The sequence below is a fragment of the Bacillus timonensis genome, assembly GCF_004799755.1.
GTDB lineage: Bacteria > Bacillota > Bacilli > Bacillales > Bacillaceae_L > Ferdinandcohnia > Ferdinandcohnia timonensis_A.
Genome location: NZ_SLUB01000018.1, coordinates 38,536 through 57,781 on the forward strand (window position 1 = coordinate 38,536; position 19,246 = coordinate 57,781).

Annotated in this window: 16 protein-coding genes and 1 pseudogene; 14 read left to right on the forward strand and 3 right to left on the reverse strand. The window is 38.0% G+C overall.

Annotation, left to right across the window (positions count from 1 at the left end):
* The first annotated feature begins 5 nt into the window (after positions 1–5).
* From E1I69_RS11520 to E1I69_RS25475, 9 genes and pseudogenes are all read left to right on the forward strand, one after another.
* Entirely contained in the window at positions 6–1,448 is a 1,443-nt protein-coding gene (locus E1I69_RS11520) for an AAA family ATPase (protein ID WP_136379763.1), read from the forward strand.
* 269 nt (positions 1,449–1,717) lie between these two features.
* On the forward strand, positions 1,718–2,803 hold the full coding sequence (gene grpE / locus E1I69_RS11525) for a nucleotide exchange factor GrpE (protein WP_136379764.1): 1,086 nt from the start codon (positions 1,718–1,720) through the stop codon (positions 2,801–2,803).
* Between the two features lie 26 nt (positions 2,804–2,829).
* Entirely contained in the window at positions 2,830–4,563 is a 1,734-nt protein-coding gene (locus E1I69_RS11530; protein WP_136379765.1) for an Hsp70 family protein, read from the forward strand.
* Between the two features lie 10 nt (positions 4,564–4,573).
* Positions 4,574–5,869: a tetratricopeptide repeat protein gene (locus E1I69_RS11535; RefSeq protein ID WP_136379766.1), complete on the forward strand. Its 1,296-nt coding sequence runs from the start codon at positions 4,574–4,576 to the stop codon at positions 5,867–5,869.
* A gap of 31 nt (positions 5,870–5,900) precedes the next feature.
* Positions 5,901–7,229, forward strand: coding sequence for a J domain-containing protein (locus E1I69_RS11540; protein ID WP_136379767.1), 1,329 nt, complete (start codon positions 5,901–5,903; stop codon positions 7,227–7,229).
* A 67-nt stretch (positions 7,230–7,296) separates the two neighbouring features.
* Positions 7,297–8,676 (forward strand): CorA family divalent cation transporter, encoded by a 1,380-nt coding sequence (locus tag E1I69_RS11545; protein WP_136379768.1) that lies wholly within the window; start codon positions 7,297–7,299, stop codon positions 8,674–8,676.
* A 132-nt stretch (positions 8,677–8,808) separates the two neighbouring features.
* A complete protein-coding gene (locus E1I69_RS11550; protein ID WP_136379769.1) occupies positions 8,809–9,759 on the forward strand; it encodes a DUF4145 domain-containing protein in 951 nt (316 codons plus the stop codon).
* Positions 9,760–10,097: 338 nt separating this feature from the next.
* A pseudogene (locus E1I69_RS25470) lies at positions 10,098–11,042 on the forward strand (HAMP domain-containing protein); the annotation flags it as partial.
* Positions 11,034–11,981: a methyl-accepting chemotaxis protein gene (locus E1I69_RS25475; RefSeq protein ID WP_431731878.1), complete on the forward strand. Its 948-nt coding sequence runs from the start codon at positions 11,034–11,036 to the stop codon at positions 11,979–11,981. The pseudogene E1I69_RS25470 and the gene E1I69_RS25475, both read left to right, overlap by 9 nt.
* A gap of 525 nt (positions 11,982–12,506) precedes the next feature.
* On the opposite strand, the gene E1I69_RS11560 is transcribed toward E1I69_RS25475, so the two are convergent.
* Both E1I69_RS11560 and E1I69_RS11565 read right to left on the reverse strand, forming a co-directional pair.
* Positions 12,507–13,574, reverse strand: coding sequence for a hypothetical protein (locus E1I69_RS11560; RefSeq protein WP_136379771.1), 1,068 nt, complete (start codon positions 13,572–13,574; stop codon positions 12,507–12,509).
* A gap of 135 nt (positions 13,575–13,709) precedes the next feature.
* Positions 13,710–14,252, reverse strand: a complete 543-nt coding sequence (locus tag E1I69_RS11565) for a signal peptidase I (protein ID WP_136379772.1) — start codon at positions 14,250–14,252, stop codon at positions 13,710–13,712.
* Positions 14,253–14,829: 577 nt separating this feature from the next.
* On the opposite strand from E1I69_RS11565, the gene E1I69_RS11570 reads away from it, so the two are divergent.
* Positions 14,830–15,201 (forward strand): hypothetical protein, encoded by a 372-nt coding sequence (locus E1I69_RS11570; protein WP_136379773.1) that lies wholly within the window; start codon positions 14,830–14,832, stop codon positions 15,199–15,201.
* Between the two features lie 180 nt (positions 15,202–15,381).
* Positions 15,382–16,224, forward strand: a complete 843-nt coding sequence (locus tag E1I69_RS11575) for a DegV family protein (protein WP_136379774.1) — start codon at positions 15,382–15,384, stop codon at positions 16,222–16,224.
* A 64-nt stretch (positions 16,225–16,288) separates the two neighbouring features.
* On the opposite strand, the gene E1I69_RS11580 is transcribed toward E1I69_RS11575, so the two are convergent.
* Positions 16,289–16,525 carry a hypothetical protein gene (locus E1I69_RS11580; RefSeq protein WP_136379775.1) on the reverse strand — a complete coding sequence of 79 codons (237 nt, stop codon included), beginning with the start codon at positions 16,523–16,525 and terminating at the stop codon, positions 16,289–16,291.
* Between the two features lie 114 nt (positions 16,526–16,639).
* Here E1I69_RS11580 and E1I69_RS11585 point away from each other — a divergent pair, with 114 nt between their 5' ends.
* The 3 genes from E1I69_RS11585 to E1I69_RS11595 all read left to right on the forward strand — a co-directional run bounded on the left by E1I69_RS11585 (position 16,640) and on the right by E1I69_RS11595 (position 19,243).
* On the forward strand, positions 16,640–18,130 hold the full coding sequence (locus tag E1I69_RS11585; protein WP_136379776.1) for a DEAD/DEAH box helicase: 1,491 nt from the start codon (positions 16,640–16,642) through the stop codon (positions 18,128–18,130).
* Positions 18,131–18,194: 64 nt separating this feature from the next.
* Complete coding sequence (locus E1I69_RS11590; protein WP_136379777.1) at positions 18,195–18,782, forward strand: class D sortase; 588 nt, start codon at positions 18,195–18,197, stop codon at positions 18,780–18,782.
* Between the two features lie 179 nt (positions 18,783–18,961).
* Entirely contained in the window at positions 18,962–19,243 is a 282-nt protein-coding gene (locus tag E1I69_RS11595) for a late competence development ComFB family protein (RefSeq protein ID WP_207308541.1), read from the forward strand.
* Positions 19,244–19,246 lie beyond the last annotated feature (3 nt).

The window sequence follows — 19,246 nt, forward strand, 5'->3', positions numbered from 1 at the left end:
CCTACTTGGACCAATCAAGGCTAAAAATGTTATTTGAATCCATGAATGCTCTTGATGAAGAAATAAGAGAAGCCATCATTGCGGAAGACACTTCACTTGTCCATTACCATCTGTTTAGAGCTTACAGACTGATTGAGAAGGTACATTTAGAAAATAAGAACTCCCTTCTCCCGTTTTATCAATTTTTAAGCAAATGGCATCAACGACTAGCTCAAATGTATGAGGGAAAAGGCTATATAGAGGAAGCTGAACGTGAATGGTTATCCGCGATCTCCTTTCATGTAGGTGAAGCCGATCAAAATCCTTATGTGCAATATGCGCACTGCACACTAGCAACCCAGAATCTATCGGTGAGTCGTGAAATTAAGGAGCATATGCCGTACATATCTAAGGAAAATGTGAAAAATGTTCAAACCGCGTTACGAAAAGCGAAGTTTTCACTTAAGACGGCTACTAAAAAGTCTGCTATTAATGATTCCACAAGCTATATCCTTGGTTGGATTGATGAAATGGAAAAGGCGATTGAAGCAAGGGATGACTTAAAGGGTGATGAGGTACATGAATTTAGTAAACCCGTTGTCGAGGATGTATTAAGGGAACTAGATTCGTATATTGGTCTTGAAAAAGTGAAGCAGCGAGTTCGAGAGATTTGTAATTTAGTCATCTTTAACCAATTACGTCAAGAACAGGGACTGAAAGTGAATCAACCAAGTCTACATATGGTATTCACCGGCAACCCAGGGACCGGTAAAACATCGATTGCCAGAATTATCGCCAAGGTATTTAAAGCACTGGGTGTGTTAAAAAAAGGTCATCTTGTAGAAGTGGGTAGAGCTGATTTAGTAGGAGAATATGTAGGACATACTGCTGTAAAAACACTAGGCAAACTAAAGGAAGCAAGAGAAGGTGTTTTATTTATTGATGAAGCCTATTCCATTGTTCGTGGTCAAGGGAATGACTTTGGAATAGAAGCGATCGATACAATCGTCAAGGAGATGGAGGATAAACGGAAAGAGCTGGTGATCATTTTAGCTGGTTACCCTAATGAAATGGAACGTTTCCTTCAATCGAATCCTGGTCTTCAGTCTCGATTTAATAGTCACATCCTTTTTGACGATTATAGTATTGATGAATTACTAGAAATAGGTAAGATTATGCTTCAACAAAAGCAATACCAAATGACAGATGATGCTGCACAGGTTTTTAGAAAAATTATTGTGCAAAAGGTAAGTGAAAACCCAAAACGACATGGGAATGGACGTTTAGTTCGAAATATTATTGAAGAGGCCATTTTATGTAAAGCGAACTATGTGGTGACGTGTAAGCAACAAAACCACCCGTACGGTAAATTAGACGAGATTGAAAAGATTATTATGCATATGGTTCTCAATAATATGAATACCTTGTCCGATGCTGAAACTCTGATAAGGGGCAAAATGGGTGTCTAACTTTATTCAGCAGAAGTCCTCTACTATCTGTAGAGTGGTGGGATGAATGAAACGAGTGCAAACAGAACAGTGGGGCAAACCTGGCTGAATATAGTTAAAGCCTCCGGCGGATGCCACGATTTTTCAAAGGAAATTTTTCGAGCATAAATTGGATCAAAGACTAAGAACGCTACATCTTGTAGCAACGTCTTTGTGACCCACCTCGTGTGGGCCTAAAAATCGGGCGCAAATACGCCAAGGCGCATTTGATTAAATAGGGGGCTGATTAATTGAGTTCTAGAACTGGACCAGAGGATATTAATGAACTTTTGGAGTTAATGAAAAAGATGAGTCCAGAAGACATAGAAAAAGAACGAGCGGAACCAATTATTAAAGTTAAAGTTCATTACCATTACAACAATTTGAGAGCATCGACGTACTATCGACCAAGAGTGATACCAATAATACCAATCAATCAGATTAAGCAGAGTGCTCCAAAGCAAACCGCTAAGCAGCATACTCTACCTCTTGATGTCGCGAAAAGCATACTTGCTTATCATAAATTAGTTTCAAAGTTAGTGATATTTACCTTATTCAAATTGTCAATTGATGCCATCGATTATTTCAAAATAAGCATCAAATATGATGTGGAAAGCAGCGATTTTCCCATTGAAAAATGGGAGAAGGAATTAGACTCTATGAAACAACAGTTAATCAATAAATTACCGATTTATTTTGAGGAAGGAGAGGGCATTTTGAGCGCTACTATACAAGAAATCCTTGAGCGTGAAAAGGAAAGCTTACAGCCTCTGGAGGAATTTCACTATAATCCTGGTGCGACACAGCCTACTTTTTTAGTTAAGCTTCAAGAGTCATTAGCCGAATTACAAGAACAAATTAAAGGTGACTTTAAAAATAGCAATCGAATTACGTATAAGCTTATGCAGGAATTTCAACAACAACTAGAAGAATTTGGACAAATTTCAGATGATGACCAAGGTAGCAAAATTGAAGAAATAAAGAATGAGTCCATTAAAAATATGGAAAAGATGAAGCGTGTTGCCATTGAAATCTTCGATATGCTCGATCTCGTATATCAATCAACATTGCAGGTCAATGAAACGAAATGGACCAGCGAGATTGAAAAAGCAATCAATAAAGTTATCTCCATACTAGAATCACATGGAATTGTTGAAATTCCAGTAATGGGCCAGTTACTTGATGGGAAAACGATGGAATGTATTGGAACGGTATCTCAGCATGAGGTTCAGGTACCAATGGAGAAATATCAAGTATTTGCAGTCCATCAACGTGGTTTCTTGGACAAGAATACGGGTAAGATCCTGCGAAAAGCAAGTGTAACATCAGTCTTATAAACTATTAAACTTTGGAGGAGAACAACATGGCAGTTATCGGTATAGACTTAGGTACAACGAACTCAGCAGTAGCATACTTAAAAGGCGAAAAACCAGAAATCATCCCAAATACAGAGGGAGGTCGTACAACTCCTTCCGTATTCCAGCTTAGCATCAATGACGAAATCATTATCGGACAAAATGCGAAGAATGCGATGCCAGGTATGCCTGATCGTACCGCAACAGAGGTAAAACGTCTTATGGGAACAGATGAAATGGTTATGGTTGGTGGACAGAGCTACCGACCTGAAACCATTTCCGCTCATATTTTAATGCACTTAAAGAAAAGTGCGGAAGATTACTTAGGTGAAATGGTAACAGAAGCCGTTATTACAGTTCCAGCCTATTTTAATGATGCACAGCGAAAAGCAACTCAAAAAGCGGGGGAAATTGCTGGTTTAAAAGTAGAGCGTATTATTAATGAACCGACAGCAGCTGCAATTGCTTATGGATTAGAAAATATTGATAAAAATCAACATATTCTTGTTTATGACCTTGGTGGAGGTACTTTTGACGTATCCGTCGTTGAAATTTTCGAGGGTGTTGTAGAGGTAAAGGCAAGTGCTGGTGATAACAATCTTGGTGGGGTTGACTTTGACAATGCACTAACCGATTGGATTATTGAAAACTTTAAACAAACGGATGGAATTGATTTATTTAGCTTTGGAACTCCTGAAGAAATCAACCAACGAAAGGCCAGAATTAAGCTTGAATCTGAAAATATTAAGAAAAGCCTATCTAGCCAAACAAATGTAAATATCAACATTCCGTTTATAGCTATACACAACAACGCTCCAGTCAGTGTGAACATGAGCATTACTAGGGAAGAATTCGATGCGCTCATTAAAGACATGGCATTAAAGACATTAGTTGAAGTCGATAAAGCTTTGGAAGATTCTCGCTTAGGCGTCTCAGATATCGATGAAGTAGTACTAATTGGGGGATCGACAAGAGTTCCTTTAATCCAGCAACTAGTAGAAGATAAGTTTGGTAAAAAAGCAAAGAAAGACATCAATCCAGACGAGGCTGTGGCGCTTGGAGCAGCTGTTCAAGCAGGTATTAAAACTGGCCAAATCGATACCTCAAAAGGAATCATGGTCATTGATGTATGTCCATACACATTGGGAACAGAAGTAGTGAGACAAATTGGTGGTCAAACCGTTCCTGGATTCTTTGACCCAATCATTCCAAGAAACAGTACGATTCCGATCACGGAAAGTAAGCGATATTACACAGTTAGCGATAACCAAACAAGTGTAAATGTGAATGTATTCCAAGGAGATAACCAATACACGGATCAAAACATTTTCCTTTCTGATTTTATTTTAGAGGGAATTCCAGCAGGACCAAGAGGGCAAGAAGCTATTGATGTCAAGTTCTCTTATGACATTAACGGAACACTTCAGGTTGAAGCAACCATTGTGAGCACTGGTAGGAAGGCTTCCGCGATCGTGAAAACACAAGCGGGAACAATGACAGAGCAAGAAGTGAGTGCTGCGAGGGCTCAAGTTGAAAGCGACTATGAGAAATCTGAATTATACCAAGAAGTAAAAAGTGTAATAACACGTGGAGAACGTATGTTAAATAGTACGGAAGGGTTGGAGAAAGAAAAGTTAATGTCTGCCCTTCAAAATATTAAAATCGCCTTAGAGAAAAACGATCGTGCATTAGTTCAAAAATATGAAGAAGAGCTAACAGATCTATTGATTGAATTAGTATAGGGGTTGTACGATGAAGCAACTAACTAGCAAATATAACAAAGCTATACAACTACTAAAAGAAGGCAGATTAGAGGAAGCAAAAGGGATGCTGGAATCCATTCTTGCTTCCGCTCCTTTTCATTCCGAGACAAACTGGACGGCTGGGTTAGTTGAAATCATGATGGGTAATCCAGTCGCTGGATTGTCTTATTGGGAGCGAGTAAGTGCTGAGCAATTTCCACAGATCCACGAAAGAAAAGAACAGATCCTTTCGACATTAGGAGCTTATGAAGAGGTTCGTACGGTTTATAATCAGGCATTATCCTTTGTAAAAGAAGGGAAGGTGAAGGAAGCTAAAGGAGTTCTTTCTCCACTCTTGCAGCGCGATTCTCCCTTTCCACTCCCACAGGATGTGTATCGACTCTATTTCATTATTCTTTTTGAATCAGGAAAGATGGACCAAGCATTTGACTTTTTCTCAAGTTCACCCATTTGGATTCAAAAATCTCCATCAATCAAGCGGTTCATTACGGCTGTTAAGGATGGATTACTTACTGAAAAGACAGTGAAAGAGCGGGAGAAGTCGTCTGAACTGGCATTGCAAAGAAGGAAAAAACGTAAACAAAAAAGGCTTATTTTATCCGCTAGTGCTTTGGCTGTAGTGGTTGCTGGTGGAATATATATCAGTAGTCAAGACTGGAAATCAGTCCCGACAAACTATGAAGTTTCTTCTTCAGGCGAAAAACAGGCAAACACAAATTCCACAGAGTTTGAGAAAAAAATTGCAGAGCTTGAATCACAGCTAACAAATGTGGAGTCTGAAAAAGAAAGCTTAAAGAAAGAACTTGAGTTGGAATTAGCAAAGGTATCAGAGTATGAAACAACGGAGGCCTTATACAAGAAGGCTAATGTTGATTTAACATCCTTACGATCAGAAGAAGCAAGACAGGAGTTTAATAGTGGCTACTCTTTCTATAAGAAAGGTGACTACGAGCGAGCAAAAGAAAAGTTTGAGTTAAGTCATCAGCTCGATTCAACCCAGTATTTTAGTGATGACAGCTTGTACTATTATATTCAAACGGAACAGAAGTTAGGTTCACTTTCTGGAGATTCAGAGTTATTCCAACAGTTCTTTACGAATACATCTGAACACTATTTGGAGTCACCTTACCAGGATGATCTATTAGTCGTTCAGGCAAATGCTTATTATCGTGAAGGAAAAATGGACCAAGCTTTAGATATTCTTTCTAAGGTCCAAGAACAATTCCCTAACGAATGGACAGCATCGTACGCGAAGAAACTATCAACTGCTATAAAAGAGAGATAAATAAAAAGACTTTCATCTGTGGGGGCAATGAATGAGCGTGGGAAATTACTATACATTATTAGGTGTAGCTGAAACTGCCACAGATCTTGAGATTAGAAAAGCCTATATCAAGAAAATCAGGCAATTTCCGAATGAAACGCATCCTGAGGAGTTTCAGCTTTTAACCAAAGCATACAAAACATTATCAGATAAGGAACTACGTCGTTATTACGATGCTCAACTTGAAGAACAACGATCTGTAACCCGGATTACTTCAAGCCCAGAGCATGTTCAACCAAGCTCACAACAACCCGTACATCCAGTTGTTCAAGAGGAAACAAAGAATCAACCGGAAGATCCTAGGACAAATAATCAGCCAGAAGCAACCGTAAGAAATAAAAAGAAATTGCCAATCCTACAGATTTTATTAGGATGTGCTGTGCTTTATATTCTTTACATCACTTTCGCGCCAGAAAAAGAAGTTACCGCGCCAGCCGAGAGTGAACCTGCTAGAGTGGAAGTGGAGTCTACAGTTGAAACAAACACATCTACTGATGAAACTGAATCCGCGGATGGTACTGTTACGGAAACTCCTGAAATAGAGGAAGTAGAAGACATGATTCCTTCCCAAGAACAGGTGGAGGATTTCCTACATGACTATTTTTTATACTCTGTTGAAGTCATAGACGGAGTCCATTTTTCAGAGGTAGAAAGATTCTTAGATCCAACTGGTAAGAAGTTAGAAGAACAGCGGTCCTACACACGTTATTTAATTGAGAAAGGAATTACGGAAGACCTTGTTCAAATGCAGGTTAAGGATTTCCAAGCTGAGGATGGTTTTATCGTAGCCACAACCGAGGAAGTGTATGATATTTATTACTCGGACGGTAGTGTAAAAAGGAAATCCTTTGAAAGTCAATATCGCTTGAGACTGGAAGGACAGCAGCTATTGGTTCATGAATTAATATTTACCAACGAAGTGAGTAGTGAAGACTTAAAGGGGCCAGAATTAAACGTCGACATTACTCTTGTTGAGGAGTTCCTATACAATTACATGGCTGATAGTGTAAATGCCATCAATTATCAGGACTTTTCCTACGTTGAGTACTATTTGGCAGCTAATAGTAAGAGGTATTCCGAACAGTTGGATTACACTCAGTACTTGATTGAAAAAGGGATTACGGAAGAGCTCTTGAGCTTTGAGCTAGTCGATGTAAAAGAGATTGGAAATCAAATCTATGAAGCAACCACGAGGGAATCATACACTATTTTTTATGGAGATGGGACCTCTTCTGATAAGAAATTTGAAAGTAGATTTCATATCATTCAAAGTGACGGCAGTTTTGAAGTGTCCGAATTAATCTATACAAAGGAACGTTAACATTTGAGAGAGAAGCTAGAGAGGTCTTCGGCTTCTCTTATTCTATTAGATAAAGAGGTGGTCCTATATGAATCCCGAGGTTAAAAAGTATGTTACATTCCTAATCGTGCCATTCTCTTATGATAGGGAGTATAAAGCGGCGGTTCGTAGTTTGAACCCTGACTATTTTCAACAAAATAATATCCAAACAGAACGATTATTTGAACATGTAGAGAAGCTCGTTTCTAGTGGGAATCATCCCGAGACAATCGGTTCTCATTTTTCGATGACACAAAAAGCCCGTTCAAAATTTGGATTACCCAATAAAAATGATTTCATGCTTACGTTACGAACGAAGCAAGAACAGTATGAATTCAGTATTCCGGCCATTGAACTCTACTTATTTGAAACTCAGGTTGGTTTTTGGGTAATAAAACTAGGACTACCAAAGAATATTCAAGTGGAAACGCTCATTGAAACCATTTACTATGCAAAAAAATTGGAACAATACGAATACAATCTTTCCTATACAAAAAAGATTGGAAGGGACGAGTTTTACGAACAGAATGTTCATCTAGGCTTATTGATTCACGATTTGTCTCAGTCACTTGACGTTTCTTCTTATTTTGAAGGAAAAGAAACTCCAACACATGCACTAGTATATAGTTCCGCGAAAATCGATTTGGAAGAAGAAAATAGTTCGTTTTTAACATCGTATCTCTTTCAATTACGAAGGAGCTTTAAATCAACATATAAGCCAAGCATTATCGAAAAAGACTTCAATAAGAATCCTGGATTATTACCGTTGTTTGATAATAGCTACTGGGGAATATCTTTTGAAGGACTCGCAAATATTGTCACGAAGACAGATGATGCAAAGACAGAAGAGTTTTTTCAATCAACCTATATGCATCAAATAGAAACAACCTATTTTTATATATACATTCTTGCTCTTCATCAAAAATATGCCCTCTTGCGATTATCGATTGTTGCTTCTAAACTATCTTATGATTTACAACAGGTCGGTGAAGATAACTATACGGAGCAAAACTTCCTAATATCTGGGCTTCGAAATCAAATCGTACGGTTCATGCTTCGCAGTTCATATAATCAGGTTACAAACATCACTCACTATGGACACTTATATGAAGTGATTAGGGAGAACCTACGCATTAGTGATTTATTCGGAGAACTTCACGATGAACTCAATGCGCTCTCATCCTATACCGATGCAGCCGAACAACGAATGCATCAAATTGCCGAGGAAGAGAAAAAGGTTGCAGCAGAAAAGTTTAATAATAAAATAACCGCTATCTCTATTTTCTTTTTACCAGTCACAGTGATTACAGGATTTTTTGGAATGAACCTCGATTTCATTACCGACATCGCAGAGCATTGGTGGATTTTAATCTTGTCTACCTTAGTGGTCTATCTGATGGTGCTGCTCTGGATGAAGGAGAATAAATAGTTTAAAAGAGAAGCCTAAATCGTTCGTGATTTAGGTTTTTGGCGTTATGAGGGAATGGCTAATTCGTTTAATGGGAAGATTGCCAACTTTATAGTAAAATTTAATTACTAGTAATTAGGATGTGATAATCGAATGAAGAATAGTGTATTTCATTTTATCGGAGATTTTTCTAGCCAATTAGAGGAATTGGCATTACGGGTTGAGGCACTTTTATGGGATCAACCACAGGCGGCGATGACACAGGCTCGTTTGTTTGGAGAGCTATTTGTTAATATGATCTTTGAGCAAGAAAATATGAGTGAAGTGTATCCGCTGAAATTAGTAGAAAAGATAAATCGCTTATATCGACATGATGTGATTCAAGATGACATGTATAAAAAGCTAGAATTCTTAAGAAAAAATGGGAATATTGCCTCTCATCAAGTATTAGAGATGGACCAAGAAGTGGCGAAGGAAGCACACCGAGCCATTTTTGATTTAGGTGTCTGGTATGCAGAAGTCTATGTTAGTCATATATTCAGTGCACCTTCTTACGAATTACCATCTAAGCAAAGCCAAGATTTTGATGTTATGAAACAATGGATGGATGAGTACATAAAAGAAACGCAGGCAAGGATTTCCGAAATAGAAGAACAACTGAGTCAGTTGAAGATAGAAAAGAAACAACACCCTGTTGTTAAGGAGAAGAAGAGTTCTACGCAAAATCGGGCTAAAAACAGAATTGTCCCTTTAGAACGATTTCAACCAACCTTTGAAAATGCAAACTTTATTTATCGGAACCTTTCAAAAAAAGCTGCTGAATTTCAATTTGAAAATTTTACAACGGGGTATGTGTATTTATTAGATAATGTTACACCTACAATTGTCATCCATCCCTGGTTGGTGGAACAGGCTAAAATGTTTGAAGAGGTTCAGACGAAGCCGGTAAGAAGTACTGCCTTACGAAAATTCCCTAGACCAGAAGAAGACGGTCAACTTAAGTCCAATTATGGATATCCGTTCACATTCCAAACAAAAGGTGAACTAAAGGTTTTATTGCAACGAATTGCAGAAGAATTTGAATCTAAATATATGATTAAATAGAGGTACCTTAGGCTAATTTCCTTGTGGAGGTTAGCTTTTTTGTTGGTTTGGTTAAGTATTGGTAGTTTTGAATTGTAATAGATTTGTCAATCTTTTCAACTTAAACATCCCTAAACGTATGCCGATAGAATAATAGGGAGCATATAGTGCGCAACGAGATGTAGCTTGTTGTGCTTTTATTTATTGGTTTACTTGAATATAAATTGGAAAGGAAGTCATCTATGAAAAACAACCAGGAAAAACGAAAACGAAAGCATTTATTTAATTTTACGATTGGCAAGAGATTGTACATAACGTTTATCTTAATTATCCTATTACCAAGTTTTATGATTGGTTTTATGTCTTACAATAATGCGCAGAAGGAAATTAAAAGCCAGATACTTGCAACCTCCACAGCAAGTGTAAATCTTCTGGATGGTTATATTACAGATAACTTATCTTCAAAATATAATGATGTTGAGTATTTCGCATCCAAGTTGAATGCAGGGTCTTTTGCCGAATCAGAAACATCAAACACAATTGAGACATTTACACAATATTCACTGCTTCATCCTGATATTGTGACGATTTTTTCAGGAACTAAAGATGGGAACATGTTTTTATATCCTCAAGCAAATCTCCCAGAAGATTTTGATCCAAGAGAGAGGGAATGGTATAAACAGGCCATCGCTAACCCGGGTAAAGCGATTATAACAGAGCCATACGAGGATTTGGCTACTGGTAGCATTTTAGTGACCGTTGCACAAACGATAAATGATGGTTCTGGGGTTATCGGTATAGACATTAATTTAGAATCCCTAAAAGAAATCACATCGAGTGTGAAAATCGGTGAGAAAGGATACGCCTTTATCCTTACTGCAGAGAAAAAATATTTAGTGGATCCAACTCAAGAAACTGGATCAGTCCCACAAGGGGAAACGTACAGCAAATTAATATATGAAAAGCAAAACGGAATTCTTCATGATGAATTTCAAGGAAACGAATATGAAACCGCCTTTGTGACGAATGAACTTACTGGCTGGAAAATTGCAGGTGTAATGGAACAAAGTGAGATTGATCAAGCCACTCAAGGAATTCTTCTGTCAACATTTTGGGTAGTAGCCATTTTTATAGTGATTGGGATGGTCATTGCCATTTTAATAGTGAGAAGTATTACGAAACCTCTGAATACATTAGTGCAGGTTACTGATAAAGTAAGTAATGGTGACCTTACTCAATCTATAAAAGTGAAAAACAATGATGAGGTTGGACAATTAGGGAATAGTTTTAATAAAATGTTGGAATCATTGAGGCAATTATTAACACATGTAGAAGATAAATCACAGACATTAGCTGCATCCTCTGAGCAACTGACTGCAAGCTCAGAACAAAATACGAAGGCAACTGAACAGGTAGCAAATGCGATCCAGGAGGTTGCGGTCGGAACGGAACAACAGACAGACATGGTAAGAAAAGCAACTGAGGTCGTAACAGAAATGAATATAGGCATTCAACAAATAGAAGTGAATGCTCAAACGGTTTCTCGCACTTCAGTTGAAGCGATGGGAATTGTAGAAAATGGTGAACAGGCAATCAAGGAATCCATTCAACAAATGCAAAACATCAATACGTCTGTATCTGATTTAGGAAAAATCATTTATTCATTAGGAGAACGTTCCGAAGAAATAAATCAAATTGTTAATGTGATTTCTGATATCGCGAGTCAGACGAATCTTTTAGCTTTGAACGCAGCAATTGAAGCAGCAAGAGCGGGAGAGCATGGAAAAGGCTTTGCGGTTGTCGCGGACGAAGTAAGGAAATTAGCGGAGCAGTCCGCAAAATCGACCGAAAGTATTCGCCACCTGATCGGTACTATTCAAGAAGATACAAAACAAGCGGTTGAGTCGATGAATCATGGAACGGAAGAGTCCGCAAAGGGAATAAATGTGGTGAACAATGCTGGTTCATCCTTTAAGCAAATTCAAAAATTCGTAGATGATGTATCTTCACAAATACAAGAAGTTTCAGCATCGATTGCACAAATGACACAAGGTGCACAACAAGTAGTTGAAGCGGTAAGTGAAATCGATGAAATTGCGAGAAAGACAACTGGCCAGGGCCAAGAGGTATCCGCAGCCACAGAAGAACAATTAGCTTCCATGGAAGAAATTGCGTCTTCAGCAGCATCGTTATCCTTTATGGCCGAAGAGTTACAAGATGCGGTTAGGAAGTTTAGGTTGTAATGACTTTTACTATCAAAGATTAAAAAACTAAATATAGAAGAAACTTTTCATACACTGTGGTAAATAATAGCTACAGTGTATTTTTTTGCATCAATAACATGATACAAACATAGATGATATCACTTTTCAAAGTTAACATAGAAGAACAACTTGAAAGCAATCGCTCACTTATTAGCAATTACTGGACAGAAATGATTGAGGTTCTTCAATCATATGGGATATTTTCAATAGGAAACGCCAGTGGAAGGTTTTTCAGGATATTATCGAAGTTAGATTGTAAAAGATTTATATGGGAAACATTCGATCTATCGCTTTTGTTTGAATGAAATTTATTATAGGGCAAAAATTGAGAATAACAAATTCAGGAATAAATTAAAATTTCAGAGAGAGCATTATGCTGTTTCGGATTTTTAAACGTTACCTAAGCAAATCCGCTTTAACAGCTGAAAGGGTCAATCCTAACCATACTTACAGTGCAGATGACCCTTCCTCGATAGATGTGGTAAAATCTCAAATATTAATACTCTATTTTTTTTCTGCTAACCAATCACTTTCAATTTTCCAGTTTCCTTCGCCTAAATTTGTGAAAGTTACGTCAATTGTTTTAACACCACCATTAAAGCGAAGTCCATATACAAACTTATCCCCAACTTTAGCATTATCAGATGTAAAGTATTTTAATCTCCACATTTTTCCGTAATCCTGATATACGGCTGCAATCGTCATTGCGGAAGGCTGTTCATATCTTATAGTTTGCCCCGAATGATCAGCTGACAATTTCAACCCTAATTGAGTAAAATTTGTGTTATTTGTATCTATTTCATAATAAACATATCTAGACTCAACTTTTTGATCAAGCTCTTTTTGAATTCTGTTAAGTTCAGCCAATAATTCTGTTTTACCACTTGTAACACCATTAATAAATCCTTCTGCATCATCTAATAAAGCTTGAACAGCGTCAGATTCCGCTTTTGAAAAGTTCCCCCGATTAAAACTAGTATCACTATGAACTGTATCTAATGCTTTTAAAGCAGTCTCTGCATCTTTAAGCAATTTTGTTGCTTCTTCCTTACTATTTCCATCGACCTGAGTAGCTACAACCTCTAATTTAATATTCCCAGTTTTACCTGCGAAATCAGCATCGTTATCACTGTGTGGCCAATCTACCATTACCCGAAAGTCCTCAATATCTTTTTGTGGGATAAAGGGATTTGCATAATCAACATTGACCCAATCATTTCCAACTTTATTTTGTAAAGTAAGGTTTACTGGTGAACTGTTATCAGCTGGAAATAGATCTCCAGTTAAAGTGAAATTCACCTTATATTCAACGGGTACATCTGTATCAGTTTTGTTGACCTTGAAACTATAAGCTTCGAATGCATCCATTCCAGGAATTAATTCTTCACCAAGGTTAAATTGACCGTCTCCAATCGGATCTCCTTTTGAATCCACTGCAGTAACATTAAAATTTGCAGCAGTTGCCATGTTTTTGTCACTGGTGAAACTTTTAGAAAAGTACGCCACAGTTCCTAGAACAGCAATTGCTACAATCAATACTGCAAACAAACTAATAATAGACTTCTTTTTCATCGCATATTCCCTCCATTGTTTCATTTCTTTTTCTGTAACCTGTTGTGTTTATAATCCATTTTTCTTAATGATTATTATTTGTTCACCTCCTTATAAATAGATGTTTATCCAATTATGGGATTCATCATTTTTTACTTAAATTTCACTTTTCTCCTGTCCGTCAACCGCCATAATCTTTTTTATCATCCCAATAGTTAAACTTAATAAGGGAACGGAAACTAATAGAATCAAGCCAATAGGACTTTTTATAAAAGTTGCTATATACCCAGCTTTCGGTATATGAAATAACAATGAACCTACAAGTTGTTGATGTGCGACAAGTCCATCATCCTTCACATTATTTGCATCACCTTTTGTTTGGAAAAATACTTCTCCCTCCTGATCAACTAATTCTATGACTCTATGAGTCACCAAAGTATTTTGGCTATTTCTATATGTAATGACATCATTGACCTTAACCTTCGCAAAATTTATTGGCTTAACTACTATAACGTCACCTGGTTGTAGCAGTGGTTCCATACTACCGGTTAACACGGTCATGACCTTATACCCTAATATTGAAGGTAGATGTCCAGGTTCTTTTTTTGACTGTAATATAGAAAAAAGTCCAGAAATGCTTATGATGATTAATAATACAAAGAGAATATTTCCCATCCTTTTGAATGCTTTTTTAAACATATTAACTACGCCTCCATGGCTAATCGATAAAATTTTATTGTGATGGTAGGATGCCTGTCCAAATCTTAGCTAACAGCAAGTTTATTCCTAACAATCTATTACTATTCGATTGGACAAAACCCCTAAATTGTAACATCTTGTATTGTTCTCATTTGAGAACAATTAATTTAATTATAGTTGTTTATATATATTATATCAAGGGGAATCAGTAAAAATATTCTCTATAAAGAACATATCCAAAGACGAGAAATCGTGTATTCAGCAGCTTCGTTATCCAATATGGAGGAAGAGTTACAAGATGCGGTTAGGAAGTTTAGGTTGTGATGATTAACTAGTTTTTGTAAAAAATGGATGTTGTTTTGGGGTATTATTCTTATATAAATGCTTCGGTACGTTAATGAATAATCAAAAACAGATTACATTTTCAACACAGCGGGTTGCTAAACAGCAGTTCGTTGTGTTTTTGTGATTAGGATAAATTACCTATGTTGAATGCCGAAATTTTCGAATAATTATTGACCTTTTGTTTTTCTATGTTTAAAATCTATGACATAAGACCTAAGAAGGTGGATATGAATTGAAAGTTGAAAGCGTTATCCGTTTGGTAAACATAATGGTTGCCGAAAAGAATTTCCCTAATGCTAGAAAAATGATACTTAAAGAGTGGAATCGGTTAACAGAGGCTCAAAATTATGTACTTTTAAATTCTAATGCACAGCAGTTTGTAAAAATAATTAAAGAGGAGCTAGAGCAAGGTACCTTTGGAACTCTAACGGATTCAGATAAAGAAGTTTTAATTTTAGTCAACAGGTACATTAGAGATCTTCAGTTCCGTACTGCAAGAAGGATTTGTGAAAACCATCATTCACTATTAGAAAGACCTGAAGCTCAAAAATGGCTAACCTCAGAGGCTAGGTACATGTATGAGATTTGGAAAAAGTCTGTGTAGGTTCATTCGGAGAAAATCCTAGTATGGATCTTTGAAAAGATTCTCGATTATTCATGAAAGATTGCCCGCGGGATTTTAACACTTACCTCAGTTTAAACACTTAACTATAAACAAGTGACATCCCCTTCCTTTTCATTTAAAATGGAAATAATAAAGAACCGGGACAGGAAGGTAAAAATTATGAAAACCGCGATTGTAACTGATAGTACAGCTTACATACCAAAGGAACTTCGTGAAAAACTTAATATACATATGATTCCGCTAAGTGTCGTATTTGGCGAAGAAACCTATCGTGAGGAAGTTGATATTACGGCAGAGGCATTCTATGACGAGCTAAAGGCACGTAAGGATTTGCCAACTACATCTCAGCCTCCGATTGGAGAGTTTGTTGAGCTTTTTGAAAAGCTAGGGCAGGAATATGATGCTGTTATCAGTATTCACTTATCGAGTGGAATTAGCGGAACCTATCAGGGATCTGTAACCGCTGGAGATATGGTTGAGGGTGTAAAGGTGTACTCATTCGACTCCGAAATCAGCTGTATTGTGCAGGGTTTCTATGCGCTGGAGGCAGCGGAAATGGCGAATGAAGGAAAGCCAGTTGAAGAAATCATGGAACGATTGCATGAGATTAAGAAATCCGTTCGTGCTTATTTTATGGTGGATGATCTCACCAATCTTCAGCGTGGTGGCCGTTTGAGCGGGGCAGCTGCATTTGTTGGCAGTTTGTTACAAGTGAAGCCAATCCTAAACTTTGAAAATAAAGTGATTGTTCCTTTTGAAAAAATCCGCACACGTAAAAAAGCGTTGAACCGGGTGTTCGAATTATTTGATGAGGATGCAAGCAAAGGTGTACCCATGCGTGCAGCGTTGATTCATGCCAATATCGAAGAAGAAGCTTTGGAACTGAAGGCAGAATTAGAAAGGAAATACCCACATGTTGAATTTTTACTAAGCTATTTCGGACCTGTTATCGGGACCCATCTTGGTGAGGGTGCGATAGGGTTAGGGTGGTATAAGAAATAAAATTGAGGCGCCGTGCTGAGGTGCGGCGCTGTTTTTGGGCAAAAAAAGAAATTAGGATTTACTCCTAATTTTTTAGTAATTGTTCATTTTGAGGGGTTTCCTCTTTCTTTTCTTCTACAGAAGCGTTTCTGTACTCATAGCTGCTATAAAGACTAAGCACCACAAAATAGAGTAATAACAGAACAGTCCACGTTGAGGACGTAATTTGAATTTTCTCCTGAAATAAAACCGCCAATGCTCCAATGAGTAGAATCGAACCGATGCAAAGCAATAACCCGTGCTTTATAACCCATTTCATCATGTCAATCCCAACCTTTCACTATCTAATCTCCCCAATAATTGGTTTCTTAAACATGAATTAGCGAGAATGTTTTTTTGAATTATCTAGGACATAAAATAATGATGGAGGTCATTCATGCGATTTTTACTAGAAAACAACATATTAATCCCCGAACCATTATCGGACAAGTCAGACGCCAAGCGCATTACTGATATTGAATCAAGCTACCCACAGCCACTAAATCCCACATTTGAGTACTCCACTGAACTCCAACATTTACTCTACGGGAAGCAACTCCTACTTGATGAAATTCCTTTTTCCCTTGAAAACATACATCAACACTATTTAAATGGTTATTTGCAATATCGAAGATGCATTTCGAAAACAAAGGATGGGTATTCATGTGTTCGGTGTGGCAATGCTGATCAAAAGCTTTTCGCTTCGTTTGGATGTGCAAGGTGCAAACAGGATTGTGCATATTGTAGGAAGTGCATCAATATGGGGCGGATGAGTGAATGTTCCGTTTTGGTGAGTTGGACTGGACCAAGTCCAATTTTTGAGATTCCAGAAAAGCCACTTGTGTGGGAAGGAACGCTTTCTCCAGGACAACAAAGGGCATCATCCGAGCTAATTAAAGCAGTTCAGACGGATGACCAGTTGCTTATCTGGGCGGTGTGTGGAGCTGGAAAAACTGAGATTCTTTTTGAAGGGATCGGAACTGCTCTTCAAACCGGTAAAAAGGTTTGCCTCGCCACACCCCGAACTGATGTCGTAATTGAGCTTGCACCAAGGATCAAATCTGCATTCCCTGAAATTGATGTCATTGCCTTATACGGTGGAAGCGAGGACCGCAACAAGACAGCCCCGATCACACTTGCTACGACCCACCAACTTCTTCGTTTTTACAAAGCTTTTGATATGATCATCATTGATGAGGTCGACGCCTTTCCGTATTCGGTTGAGCCAATGCTTCAGTATGCTGTTAATCAAGCAAAAAAGGATATCTCATCGACCATCTACCTTACCGCAACACCCAATCAAACTTGGAAAAAGGAAATTCAAGCGGGTAAAAGAAAAGCTGTAACCATTCCCGCACGATACCATCGTCATGCATTACCGGTACCAGAATTTATATGGTGTGGGAATTGGGAGAAGATATTGAAAAAGAAGAGGCTTCCCGGAAATGTGATGGCGTGGGTTAAGAACCATCTCGAGATCGGCAAGCAAGCCTTCCTATTTGTTCCGAGGATTACTTATTTAGAAAATATCGTAAAAATTTTGCAGACCCTTGACGCTCGAATTGAAGGTGTCCATGCCGAGGATCCCGACCGAAAAGACAAGGTGGCACGCTATCGCTCTGGTGAAATTCCGATTCTTGTGACCACAACCATTTTAGAAAGAGGCGTAACCGTCCCAAATATTGATGTCGCTGTCTTAGGCGCAGAGGATAAAATTTTTACAGAGAGTGCGTTAGTCCAGATTTCTGGCCGTGTGGGTCGTAGTGCAAAATATCCAACCGGTGAGATTTTATTTTTTCATTACGGTAGAACAAGAGAAATGATTAAGGCAAAAAAACATATTGAAAATATGAACAAAGAAGCCATCCAACATGGCTTCATTGATTGATTTCAAAACCCATTTTGATTATGATTAAAGGTAACGAAGTAAGAACGGATAGGCGGTGATTCCGGTGAAAAAGGTTGTTTATACAATTGCACTACTCTTCATCATCGGCGGTGTTTCATTGACAGGTTACTCGATTTTTCAAATATGGGATTCAAATCATGCTCAAAAGGAAGCATTGGTTCAAGCGGAAGAGCTCATTTCCACACCTCCAACCGAGGAAAGAGCTGAAAAGAACATTGTCATTCCCACCTTTGAAAAAGGTGAAACAATGGGTGTTTTAGAGGTACCGAAGCTTGGTGAGAAAATGCCAATTGTCGAAGGAACGGATGAGGAAGAACTGGCAAAAGGGGTTGGGCATTACCTTGGTACCGCGTTACCAACTCAAAACGATCAAATCGTATTATCTGGTCACCGCGATACACTGTTTAAACGATTTGATGAGCTGGAAATCGGCGACACCTTTGTGGTGAAATTAGAATACGGCGACTTTACCTATGAAATTGTCGATACGAAAATTGTGGATGCGGACGACCGTACCGTCATTAAATCAACAGCACCAAACGAGGAGCTTGTTGTGACCACCTGTTATCCATTCGGGTACCTAGGTGACGCGCCATATCGATACATTTTTTATGGAAAAAAGATAGATTGAATCAGAACCCCATGGTTGGACAAAAGAATCCGGCTTAGGGGTTTTTGTATAGTGCAAAAGTATTATTCTCAGTAGGATGAAGGGGAATTTACAATCGTTTTTAATCTTAGATAAAAACATTTCCAAATTATGTTTATTATGTGATAATAATAGAAGAAAGATAGAATGGAGAGGTTCGTGTGAAGGTTTTTAATGCAATGGAGCCGCTTGTGGCTGAAGCAATCAATGAAAACTGGTCTGAATACAACTTGCCTTGCAAATGTGAACAATGCAAAAACGATGTATTTGCCCTCACGTTAAATAATCTACCACCGCGTTATGTATCGAAGGAAAATGGAGTGGCGTATGTCCGCGCCCAATATTTTAATAAACAAATGATGGCCAATATTTATGTAAAAATTGCAGAGGCTGTGAACATCGTTGCGAAAAATCCTCAATGCAACAATTTAAAAAGGGGTTGAAGT

Bases quoted from the DNA above. Each gene is read 5' to 3' on its own strand.
- E1I69_RS11530 (WP_136379765.1), top strand. From the start codon at position 2,830: ATGGCAGTTATCGGTATAGACTTAGGTACAACGAACTCAGCAGTAGCA.
- E1I69_RS11535 (WP_136379766.1), top strand. From the start codon at position 4,574: ATGAAGCAACTAACTAGCAAATATAACAAAGCTATACAACTACTAAAA.
- E1I69_RS11540 (WP_136379767.1), top strand. From the start codon at position 5,901: ATGAGCGTGGGAAATTACTATACATTATTAGGTGTAGCTGAAACTGCC.
- E1I69_RS11545 (WP_136379768.1), top strand. From the start codon at position 7,297: ATGAATCCCGAGGTTAAAAAGTATGTTACATTCCTAATCGTGCCATTC.
- E1I69_RS11550 (WP_136379769.1), top strand. From the start codon at position 8,809: ATGAAGAATAGTGTATTTCATTTTATCGGAGATTTTTCTAGCCAATTA.
- E1I69_RS25475 (WP_431731878.1), top strand. From the start codon at position 11,034: ATGTTGGAATCATTGAGGCAATTATTAACACATGTAGAAGATAAATCA.
- E1I69_RS11560 (WP_136379771.1), bottom strand. From the start codon at position 13,574: ATGAAAAAGAAGTCTATTATTAGTTTGTTTGCAGTATTGATTGTAGCA.
- E1I69_RS11565 (WP_136379772.1), bottom strand. From the start codon at position 14,252: ATGTTTAAAAAAGCATTCAAAAGGATGGGAAATATTCTCTTTGTATTA.
- E1I69_RS11575 (WP_136379774.1), top strand. From the start codon at position 15,382: ATGAAAACCGCGATTGTAACTGATAGTACAGCTTACATACCAAAGGAA.
- E1I69_RS11580 (WP_136379775.1), bottom strand. From the start codon at position 16,525: ATGATGAAATGGGTTATAAAGCACGGGTTATTGCTTTGCATCGGTTCG.
- E1I69_RS11585 (WP_136379776.1), top strand. From the start codon at position 16,640: ATGCGATTTTTACTAGAAAACAACATATTAATCCCCGAACCATTATCG.